Source organism: Calyptranema fuscum S582 (genome assembly GCF_055793305.1).
Genome location: NZ_JBSLYH010000070.1, coordinates 20,406 through 30,951, shown reverse-complemented (window position 1 = coordinate 30,951; position 10,546 = coordinate 20,406). Strand labels below are relative to the sequence as shown.

The window sequence follows — 10,546 nt, the reverse complement described above, 5'->3', positions numbered from 1 at the left end:
AGGATCTAAATCCGCCTATTGCAGCCCAACTTGTTTTTTCAATTCTTCTGGTATATTTCTTGCTGTTGCTAAACCTTTTACGGTTCTCCAATCATTGCCCGGATCAGGACGAAGGTTTTGAAGATTAACGTCACTGAAGTTTGAACCTCTGAGATTTCCACTTAATATTGCTCCACTGAGGTCAGCATTAGTAAGATTTGCGTTCTCTAAATCTACGGCAAAAAGATTAGCATCCATTAAATCTGCATCTCGCAGTTCTGCATCACGAAGCGTCGAATTGACTAACCTGGCTTCAACCAAAGAAGTACCGATCAATTTTGCTTTCCGAAAATCTCCATAACTCAGGTCTGCATTATTCAAACCTGCTTGTTCGAGGTTGCTTCCCTGTAGGTTTGCTGCACTGAGATTTGCATATTCTAGAGATGTATTTTTAAGATTAGATTCGCTGAGATTAACACCACTTAAATTTAGATGATTAAGATCTGCATCACTCAAATCAATCTTATTTAAATAAGGACTAATAATGATATTGAATGCATCAGTATTTAAGCAATTACAATAATTTGCAATCCGCAGAAGTCTCTTTCTATCAAATTCCTGGTTGTTTCGTTTTCCACAAGGATGAAAATAGATTTCTCTTTTCAAATGTTCGTTTGCTTGTCCATAACGATGGAGTTCTAACAGCACAATCATCACATTTAAGCCCGCAGCAACATCTCGATGTCTTTGTCCAAGATGTTGATCAGAAATTTGTTCCTTCATCAGACGCATTTTTCGTTGAGGTAAGTTTTCTGGGGGAGCATCTATAAAGTCTCCATTACACCAGCGAAGGTAGAAATGTTCTAACCGTCGAAACAAAAAAATAGGATGAAATTGTACACTTTTTTCTAATAAAACCATGAGATATTGTACGATTTCCGGTCTAAGAGGCGTGTTGTAACCTAAGAGATCGTAAATCTCCCAATCCATTTGCTCTGTGGTGACATAAAATTCTCTCCGTTTATCTCCTGGTTTTGACCAATCTTCGAGAGCTTCTTTTAAGCGTTCGGCACAGAGAAATTCAGTAAAGCTTTTATGGACAAATTCAATGGTGCCTGTGCCTTTTTTGCCGGGTTGCATATAGAACGCGGCAAGGGCATTTCGTAACGGACTTTCTTGCAGGCGATCGCCTGCTTCAGCTAATAGTTTTTTAGCATTATCGTCATGTTTGAGCCGTTCTTCTAACATGGCAATCGGGGCAGATTCGCCTCCGGCTTGAATCACACAGAGTCCGGCTTCTGCCAAAATGCGGTGCAAGCCATCCAGTTCTAGTTCGGTTAATCTGCGGTTGAGTAGGGTATCGCGTTGTTTGGTCAGCACCCAATCGATGGTGCGCTGATAAATCAAAACTTTGGCAGCGGCAGCGTTGGCTCCGTCAAACATTTCCAGGCGCAATTCGCGGGCACGATGCATGGCAGCCAGTAAGTAGAGCAGCAGGGGTTCCCGTGATAGTTCTCGCACCTGATCGGGCAGGCGTTGGTCATACAGAATTTTTTTCAGAAAAATAGGGTTGTTGCCGATCAGCTTGCCCCATTGCGTTAGCCAGCGCTCCTGAAGTTCGTCGTCCATGGGCAAAATCTCGACGCGCTCCAGATTGGGTGGCATCAGCCGTTCGATGCTATGGAGTGAAAGGGATCGACCTGTGATCAAGACCCGATGCCCTTTTTCAGAATTTTGGGCGCAGCTTTCTTGAAATCTACCGACTTGCCGTAAAAAGTCTTCTAAACCACCGCTGGTTCTACCTTCCATCAGCAATTCATCAAAGCCATCAAGCAAAAATAAATAGCGGATCGTGCGATCGCTTAGCCAACCGGGATCATTTTTGGCAAAGTCGCGATCGACTGCTTTTCTCAAGGTTTCTTCAAAATCATGGGCGATCGCTTCAATATCGCGTAGACGAATCAAAATAGGCGTCCATCGGGGATGTTCGTGCTGCCGTACCCAGTCGGCAAACATCCGACAAAATACGCTTTTGCCTCGACCCGGCCCTGCCTGAATAAACAGAACGCGATCGCATTTACTGGCATCGTTGAGTACTGTTTTTGCCCAGGTTTCCAGGTCAATCGGGGCAGGGTGAGCGGGTGCAATACCTTCAGAATTGAGTGGTTGAGCTTTCAGCGGCACGTAGATATCTCGAAAACTAAACGTTTCGCTAAACACCGGCTCTAAAGGGCGGGGTTGGATGTGTTCACGCAAATAGGTATCGATGCTGTCATATTTTTCTAAAACCTCGCGTCCACCGACCTGGTACCATGCGACCAGGCGCTTGACGGATTCTCCAGCATTCGCCAGGGCAGGAAGCAGCTGTTTATTGGTTTCGAGGGCAACCTGTTCGGCAATTTGTCTGGCATTGCTGGCGGGTAGACCCAATTGCTCCAAACGAGCAGATAGAGCTTCATTAAAGGCATGAGCCAGTTTTGATTCATGAAACGACAGCAACGCAAGGCGAGCAGATTGATCATCCAGCTCCAGATCACCCAATCGTCTAAATTGCTGCTGGACTAGCTCAGAGGCGGGTTGGTTACCCACTTGAACAAGCCACTGCTGGACTCTGGGCAATTGCAAGACGAGACGAAAACTTTCTAAATAGGCAGCTTGGCTAACCAATGCAACCGACTGCGCCAGGGTCGGTTCAGTTTTTGTTTTGTCTAGATAAAACTTTAGTAGGCTGGTGGCAATTTTGACGAAGGGTAGGGTCGATTCTGCCAGTTCTGCTAAGGGCGAGTTGAGTATATCTAACAACGATGCCCCCTGACGGATGATTGGGGCAAGTTGCTGAATGTCTTGTTGTTTCAGCGTTGCAGCTAACCCAAAGGTGGCTTCGGCAACCTCGACCGTACCTGCAACCGTGTCTGTCGAGAGCAAATCTTTGATGTCGGTCGTGAGGAATTTCCAGATGCGGGTTGCCATTGGGAGTGTCTCCGGACATTGGATGTCAAATCGTTCCACTCCTGATGTCTCCGGGTGGAACTGGAAAAAATACTATCTAATTCAAGCGAAATCCAAACCGTTCCGTATAAGTTTTAATTTAATCCAATGCTTTTTTATGGACTGGAGGTTTCCTCCAGTGCCTGTAGCGCTACACACTCAGAATCGGGGCGATGGTAGGTTATACCGATTTAATGTGAAGCTGCGCATTATTCAACCCCCGGCTGTCGCCGCCCCCCTTGGCAAGGGGGACTACAGGGGGTTTTAGTTTGGCGCAACTTCATAAAAGATTGGTATTAATACAGCAATCGGCACTTACGTTGCGTCCCCAAGGGAATACACGTCAATGCCGATGGCTGGATAATTTGGTTGTTGGGCAAGGTGTGGGCGATCGCCCCTCGATCACCACAAGCGTGCTACAAGTCTGTGTGAAAGCCTCGCTCCGCGCAGCTCTCAAACGATAACGTGTACTTCACTCATTTGAGAATTGCTATATCCGTCGTGAAAGGTGAGAGAAAAAAGTCTTACGACGACGATTCAGATTGCAGTTCAACGATGAGTTGCTCTAGATGTTGGCTATTGGCTTGATAGATTTCGTTGCAAAAGTGGCAGGTTGCCTCAGCCCCTTCATCTTGGGTGATCATAGTACGCAGTTCTTGTTCGCCCAAAATTTTGAGTGCTCCTAAAACGCGATCGAAGGAGCAACCACAGTGAAACCGCAACATTTGCGTTTCTGGAAAGATACTGAGGTTCATATCGCCCAGCAGTTCTTCAAAGATCTGGGGTAACGATTTTCCGGCTTGCAACAGGGGGGTGAAGCCCACTAAAGAGGCAATCCGCGATTCCAATTTTTCTACTAACGCTTCATCTCGGGCGGCTTTGGGCAAAATCTGAATCAGCAATCCCCCAGATGCCGTTACACCAGAAGCACCGACGAACACACCCACCATCAAAGCAGAGGGGGTTTGTTCGGAATTCAGCAGGTAATGGGCAACATCATCGCCTATCTCACCAGACACTAGTTCTACAGTGCTGGAGTAGGGATAGCCATAGCCCACATCACGAACTACATACAGATAGCCTTCGCTACCAACAGCCGCTCCGACGTCTAATTTACCCTTGCTGCTGGGTGGCAGCTCGATCGCAGGGTTATCTACATACCCTCTGACGGTGCCATCTAACCCGGCATCCACCAAAATACCGCCGAGCGGACCGTTGCCTTTGACCCGAATATTCACCCTCGATTCTGCCCGCTTCATGCTGGAAGCGAGGAGTAATCCGGCTGACATGGTTCGTCCTAAAGCGGCTGTAGCCACATAGGAGAGGTTGTGTCGATGTCTTGCTTCTTCGGTCAAACGTGTGGTGATCACGCCTACGGCACGAATTCCCCCATCTGCCGCAGTTGCCCGAACCAGTTGGTCTGCCATGAAACCCCTATACACGCCCTACAAACTTTAACAATCCGTTACATACTAGTTTACCGCAAACTTATTCGATCATCAGCGGTGAGAGAACTCGTTTACGGGTAGTGCACCCCCTGAATCTTGCAACATTAGGAGGTTGGAGGTGCGCTCTCGCGAGGAAATTTCACCTCTCTCCACCCCCTTCAAACCTTTTAATTGGGTGTACTAGGGTGTCGGGCTACGGGTAGTTCCTGCGGACTCGTCCTTATCGTACGACCGAAAACCAAATTGACGTTTCTCATCGGTTCAACCTGCTAATTTCCGATATGGCAGAACAACAACGGGCAATCGAGGCTGGGTTTCAACGTCATATTGCAAAACCTGTCGATCCAGAGGCATTAGTCAGAGCAATCCTGTCAATCCTCCAGTCTTCTCAAGTGCAGGAGGCACCGCCCCCTACGTAGGAGTTCTACCCCCCACCCTCCGTCCTTCACCCAACCGGATACCGTTACAGCCATAGTTCTCATAAAAAACAACGAGGGGTCGCCAGTTAGCGACCCCTTCTGTTTTTTGAAGCATTAGAGCGCCACGACTCCTGCTTCAGTAGCGAGGGTTGTTAGCGGAAGTTGTAGATGCGGGAGTCGTGTAGCCTGTTCTGGTGTCATGGTCGCGATCGCGCCCTTTTAGACCTGCCAGACCAATCAAGCCAAGAAGACCCAACCAACCTAGGTCGAACCCGTCGTCACCATAGTTATCGTCAGTGGTCACTGTGTCGGGCGCAACGGGGTCAGTGGTGGTCTGGGCAGATGCGGAAAGCGTAGACGGCAAAATGGCAAGGCTCAAGGCGAGAGCGCCAGTACCTAAGCAAGCAAACAATTTATTTTTCATGGAAAACACCTCGAGGACAACTGTTAGTAAATAGGAGATCAATCTGCATGAGTACCAATCTTGTGAATTGGCTCTTTCTGTAAACCCTCTATATAGAAACAGTAAAGGGTTTTCCCAGGCGCGTTGTCCGTCATTGAGGGGAGATAGCCTTGATTTAGTCTGGCTCAAAAGCAGTAGATTGGCAGGTTTAAGCTCTGCTATAGCTGTCCTAAATACGCTGTAACCTAGGCAGCGCGCCTATCCTAAACAGCCCTGCGGCTGCTATAAAACTATTCTCTGAGCAGTAAATAGTAGAGTTGTCCAGGCGTATTGATCAGTCCAGCGCGATCGCCTGCGGCTTGACCGCTGCCCATAAAAATATCGACCCGTCCGGCACCACGGATGGCACCCCCCGTATCTTGATCGAGCACATAACGGCTGACGGGTTGTTGTTCCAGGGAGCCGGTGGCAGTAGGCACGGGCATTTGGGTCATGATTAGCGCCAGCGCGCCCGGTGGCAGCACCGATTTGTCAGTTGCGATCGATCGCTCTGCCGACACGGGCACACCCAAGCTTCCGGTGGGTGGAGCACCGTTAGTTTCGCGGAAAAACACAAAGCGGTTATTGCGCGGCAAATATTGGTCTAAATCGGCAGGATAGTGTTGAAAATATTGAATGACAGCCGGTAAGCTGAGGTCTGCTTCTAAAATTTTGCCGTCATTGACGAGTTGCCGACCGATGCTGATGTAGGGATAGTCGGTGCGTCCGGCGTAGCCAATGGTAAGAGTGCTGCCATCCGTCAGTTGCAGCCGAGCAGAGCCCTGCACTTGAATTAAGAAGGCTTCGAGGCGATCGCGCAACCAGGCAATCTCCAGTCCGCGTAGGGGCCCTCCGGCACCTTGTAAGCCATCAATGCCTTCAAGTTGAGTTCGCGTAGGATGAGGAGTTGCCCAGCGTCCCAGGTTGGGGGGTAGGCGATAGATGGGAAAGCGAAACTCAGCCGTTTGCACCCGGCTTGCCACATAGGTTGGTTCAAAATAGCCGGTAAAATCGACCGTGCCCAGACCATCTCGCCCCACAGACTGATAAAAATCAAACTCTTCAGCCACGGCGGTTTGCAATGCCTCAGGGTTCGGGCTAGTTAACACTAACTGACGAAACCGCTGTAAGCTACGACGCACGCGATCGCGAGTAAATCCGGCAACCGGATAGTGTCGATATGCTGTCTCTGCGGCGGCTGTATTGAGATATCTCAACGAGTGATCGATCGCCGCAATCAAGGTCTGGCGATCGCCTGGGCGATCGCCACTGCCCCAAATGTGTTCGTCTAACCCTAACAACGGCTGGGATTGGGAAGCAGTATCGGTGATCGCTGGGTTGACTAATGGCAACGGCACCGATGGCACCTGCGCCCTAACGGGTACAGATGCAACCGTCAAAGCAGTGGCTAAACCTAAATAAAACGATATGACGATCGCTCGACCCATCTGGAGTCAACCCAACTCTATAAACAGTAATACTGGCTGATAGCTGTTAGCTGTTAGCTATTAGCTGATAGCTGTTAGCGATTAGCTGATAGCTGTTAGCGATTAGCTAAAAATCCCGCTCAACGCTGCCATAGAAGACGGGTTCTACGCGGATTGCCAGGATTTTTGAGGGACGCACCACCATATATTCGCCTTGAATATTTTTGATGGGGACGCTGATGAACTCATCAGACGCTGATTTGGGCACCAGTTCGCTGCTATACCACTTTTGAAATTCTTGAATGGTCGGGAAACGGACTTCTTCCCGATGTCCTCCCTCGATCATGAGGTGAACGGCGTATTCGCTGGGAGTTCTAGCCATAATGCATCGCTATCCTAAACACCTTACAAGATTAACTCCATTCAGAGAGTCACAGCTACTATAGCAATTCTCGCTTGCGTGAAGTAAAAGTTGTTGTGTGAGAGCCGCGCTCCGTGCGGCTCTCACACAACCTCCAATTTAATCACGAGGATTTCTTGAGCCGTCTAAAGCAAAAATCCTCGTTTCTGTCATAGAAACGAGGATTTTTAGCTAATTAACCATTTGGTGGCGGGGAGCGGATTTGAACCACTGACCTTCGGGTTATGAGCCCGACGAGCTACCAGACTGCTCTACCCCGCGTTGTGTTCGCTTTCCAAGTATAGCGATTAATGGCTAAAGTGGCAAACTATTTTTTAACCTGGATTTTTACGGACTGGTAAGCAGGCAAATATGGCACTCGATTTGGCTTGTGCCAGTGCTTTGTCAACACTTACAGCCATTTTCAATTGCTTAAGCTACAGATTTTTTGTTGTGTGCCGCGCTCCGCGCGGCACACAACAAAAAATCTAAACATATCCCAGCGCGAAGCGCTGTAGATAAGGGATGACCGAGTATTAGACCTCCGAGGTTTTAAAATCTCGGGGATCTTAGGAAACAGAATCAGAGACCCGTAACCCTAAAATTTAACGCTGACAAAGTACCAAAATTACGGCAGGTATGAAACTCAGACGTTTATTTTCGGGTAGTGGTATTCATGTAATGATTTTTTGTGGCGCGGGCGTTGCCCGCGCCACAAAAAATCATTACTTTTTTAGGACTACCTATTTTCGCTACGCATCTAACTTCAGGAGAGAACTAAGGAAAGAGCGATCGCCCTTCCCTTCGACCGTTTAGAGTAACGATAATTCACCCAGCACTTCTAACCGCTTGAACTTGCCCAGTGTCATGTAGGTTTCGCCCAATGTCTCAGAGGTGGCTGGGGTAATCCAACCCATCTGTTTCAAAAGTTGAATAGCAACGGCATATTTAGCGCGTTTAGAGCCATCGATCGCTTTGATGGCTAGCCCCAGACCTTCGCCCACCTTGGCAATGCATTGGATGCCTTCTGAACCAGATTTGCTGACCAGTTGACCGTTGGTCAGGCGCATCAGTTCTGTATCAAACTCACCATCCCCTGCAATTAAAACCGGATGATGGGTCATTGCCCGAATGATCCGTTCCATATCTAAATTGTCGCCAGAGGCAAGCTTGGCATACAACGTTGCCATTTGCCCCAATTGCATGAAATAGGTGGGGGCACCGCAGTCATCGTGGGCGCAAATAAATTCTTCGGCAGGCATCCCCAGCAACTCGGCTACTTTTTGCAAAATTAGCTTTTGCACGGGATGGTTGCGCTGAAGATAGTTATTGATCGACCAGTTGCGTTGCTGGCAAACGGCTAACATCCCGGCATGTTTGCCAGAACAGTTGTATTGCAGAGGGCTGGTTTTACCTTCCGGGATGGGGCATTGTAAGGCGGATGGGTCAACATCGCAACGCCACAAAATGTTAAATGCTTGCCGAACTTGCTCTACACTGCCCTGGTGAGAGCTGCAAATAATGGCTAAATCTTTGTCGGTTAAACTAAAGCGCTCTATGGTGCCTGTATTAGTCACCGCTAGAGCCTGAAAAGGTTTTAGGGCTGAGCGGACAAACGCGGAGGTTTCGGCGTTGCCTGCAACCGATAAAACACGTCCTCGTTCATCTGCGACGGTTGCCTGAACGTAGTGCTTGGATTCAACAATTCCTTCACGCAGTAGTCGGACTTCTAACTCTGCGGCTTGCGTTCTTTTTCCCCTTGTCATGGCTGCGACTGTGACATACTCCTGGCTTAAGACACCGTATGGACGATTGTTGATTGAAAGGTTCGTTGCTCAGAATCGTGGATTTAATAAAACCGAAGATTTATTTTTGGAAGCGCGGCTCCGCCGCGCTTCCAAAAATAAACGTCCGGATTTTAATTAATGTGTGATCCTAAAGATTAACCATTCAAAACTTAACAGCCCCTCAATACTATATTGGCTGACGGCAATAGTGGCGGTAAAGGAATCCTTTTTTAAGCCTGGATAGGACAAACACTAACTTTTGCAACGTGGGGAGTTCCCATCAAATTTTGGGGTCACGGGTCTCTGATCGCGCCTTAAGACCTCTCGCGCTCCCTAAGACCTCGGAGGTTTTCGAAACCTCCGAGGTCTCCCATCCACCTGTCACCCTACCTCTGAACGTTGACAACGCACCAGGACAACAGCATGGATCTACCTGATTCAGGATCACAGATGCTATACAACCCAGCGCTCCCACACATAAACCTGTGGTTTTATTGAATCTACAACCTTAAATAAAATTCCAGGTCACAATGCCTGTGAGAAACATTGCAACCAAAATGCCAAAGGTTTGATGCAGTCTGTTGAGCAAGGGCTGGATTTGGTAGGTGACGATGAGGCGATCGCGTTGTAACACTTCGTCCGGCTTTTCCCAGGTTTGCCCATCATACCAACCGGACTCTTCATAAAAAATCTCTGCCTTAGACAGGCGATCGCGCACATAGACCCAGCCCAGCCAGAGCTGCAACAGTGCTAACGTTGGCGGTATCGCTGCCCCTAAAGCACCACTCAAGAGAAAGTGACCAGGATATTTGTGAAACGGAAAACTGAGGATGGCAACGGGTGCCGCAACCAACCAACCGAGGAACCACAGGATGACAATGGGCTTTAAAAATTTACCCAGGTCAAGGGTTGCCCAACGATAAAACCATGACTCACTGAGCTGTTGATATTCATTGAGGGGCTGTTGTTCGGTGGGCACCGGGCAAACAGGTGCAGATGGTTTCATGGCTGAGGACATTGACAGAATAAACAAGCCGGTGCGATCGCCGTTGAGGTGATGAATGCTCTCGTCGGCACGATTACTGAGGTTTTGGTGCAGAAAAGTTAATCTTTTCGGCATGACCCCAAAAGGCTTCTAGATTATAAAACTCCCGTTCTTGTGGGGTAAAAATGTGGGCAATGACTTCACCATAGTCCAACACAACCCATCTGCCGTCGGTTTTTCCTTCTACCCGTAGGGGCTGGCGATCGCAAGTTTCGGCAACCTGGTCTTCGATAGAACGGGCGATCGCTTGAGTTTGCACATTCGAGAACCCTGTCGCAATGACGAAGTAATCTGCCAGATAAGAAACGCCGGAAACCTTGAGGAGTAAGATATCGGCAGCTTTGCGATCGTCGGCAGCTTCGGCAATAATGTGCGCCAGGGTAGAACTATCAGTTGCGCGTCGATCTGACGATGTCACCTTAGAGGTGACGGTAGATGCAGTAGAAGCAGTCCGGGTTTTAAAGAAATCAGCCATTCTGAAATTGGATTCCTCCATTTGTAAGTGAGCGATCGGATCAACGGTAATGAATTGAGCTAGAGACGCGATTTGTCTCGTCTCCATCGATGATGACGCCTGTGGGGAAAATGCTGATAATCGGGGGCAACGGCAT

The 10,546-nt window shown here is 48.6% G+C and carries 9 protein-coding genes and 1 tRNA gene; 1 reads left to right on the top strand and 9 read right to left on the bottom strand.

Annotation, left to right across the window (positions count from 1 at the left end; translation table 11 throughout):
* Nucleotides 1-15 precede the first annotated feature (15 nt).
* Both ACR6Z4_RS29260 and hslO read right to left on the bottom strand, forming a co-directional pair.
* Nucleotides 16-2,988 carry a pentapeptide repeat-containing protein gene (locus ACR6Z4_RS29260; protein ID WP_479720884.1) on the bottom strand — a complete coding sequence of 991 codons (2,973 nt, stop codon included), beginning with the start codon at nucleotides 2,986-2,988 and terminating at the stop codon, nucleotides 16-18.
* A 503-nt stretch (nucleotides 2,989-3,491) separates the two neighbouring features.
* Entirely contained in the window at nucleotides 3,492-4,394 is a 903-nt protein-coding gene (gene hslO, locus ACR6Z4_RS29255) for an Hsp33 family molecular chaperone HslO (protein ID WP_479720883.1), read from the bottom strand.
* Between the two features lie 302 nt (nucleotides 4,395-4,696).
* Between hslO and ACR6Z4_RS29250 the strand changes: the two genes are divergently transcribed.
* Entirely contained in the window at nucleotides 4,697-4,834 is a 138-nt protein-coding gene (locus ACR6Z4_RS29250) for a hypothetical protein (protein WP_479720882.1), read from the top strand.
* A gap of 136 nt (nucleotides 4,835-4,970) precedes the next feature.
* Here the strand turns inward: ACR6Z4_RS29250 and ACR6Z4_RS29245 are convergent, their stop codons facing one another.
* The 7 genes from ACR6Z4_RS29245 to rsfS form a co-directional block, all read right to left on the bottom strand.
* Nucleotides 4,971-5,258, bottom strand: coding sequence for a WGxxGxxG family protein (locus ACR6Z4_RS29245; protein ID WP_479720881.1), 288 nt, complete (start codon nucleotides 5,256-5,258; stop codon nucleotides 4,971-4,973).
* 269 nt (nucleotides 5,259-5,527) lie between these two features.
* A complete protein-coding gene (gene mltA, locus ACR6Z4_RS29240; protein ID WP_479720880.1) occupies nucleotides 5,528-6,724 on the bottom strand; it encodes a murein transglycosylase A in 1,197 nt (398 codons plus the stop codon).
* A 106-nt stretch (nucleotides 6,725-6,830) separates the two neighbouring features.
* A complete protein-coding gene (locus tag ACR6Z4_RS29235; protein WP_479720879.1) occupies nucleotides 6,831-7,085 on the bottom strand; it encodes a hypothetical protein in 255 nt (84 codons plus the stop codon).
* A 223-nt stretch (nucleotides 7,086-7,308) separates the two neighbouring features.
* Nucleotides 7,309-7,385, bottom strand: a tRNA-Met gene (locus tag ACR6Z4_RS29230).
* Nucleotides 7,386-7,915: 530 nt separating this feature from the next.
* Entirely contained in the window at nucleotides 7,916-8,869 is a 954-nt protein-coding gene (locus tag ACR6Z4_RS29225; RefSeq protein WP_479720878.1) for an asparaginase, read from the bottom strand.
* 529 nt (nucleotides 8,870-9,398) lie between these two features.
* The gene (locus ACR6Z4_RS29220) at nucleotides 9,399-10,010 is read right to left on the bottom strand and encodes a CGLD27 family protein (RefSeq protein ID WP_479720877.1); all 612 of its coding nucleotides are present in this window, start codon (nucleotides 10,008-10,010) and stop codon (nucleotides 9,399-9,401) included.
* Nucleotides 9,970-10,410 carry a ribosome silencing factor gene (gene rsfS, locus ACR6Z4_RS29215; RefSeq protein WP_479720885.1) on the bottom strand — a complete coding sequence of 147 codons (441 nt, stop codon included), beginning with the start codon at nucleotides 10,408-10,410 and terminating at the stop codon, nucleotides 9,970-9,972. The genes ACR6Z4_RS29220 and rsfS overlap by 41 nt, the downstream gene beginning before the upstream one ends.
* Nucleotides 10,411-10,546: the final 136 nt, after the last annotated feature.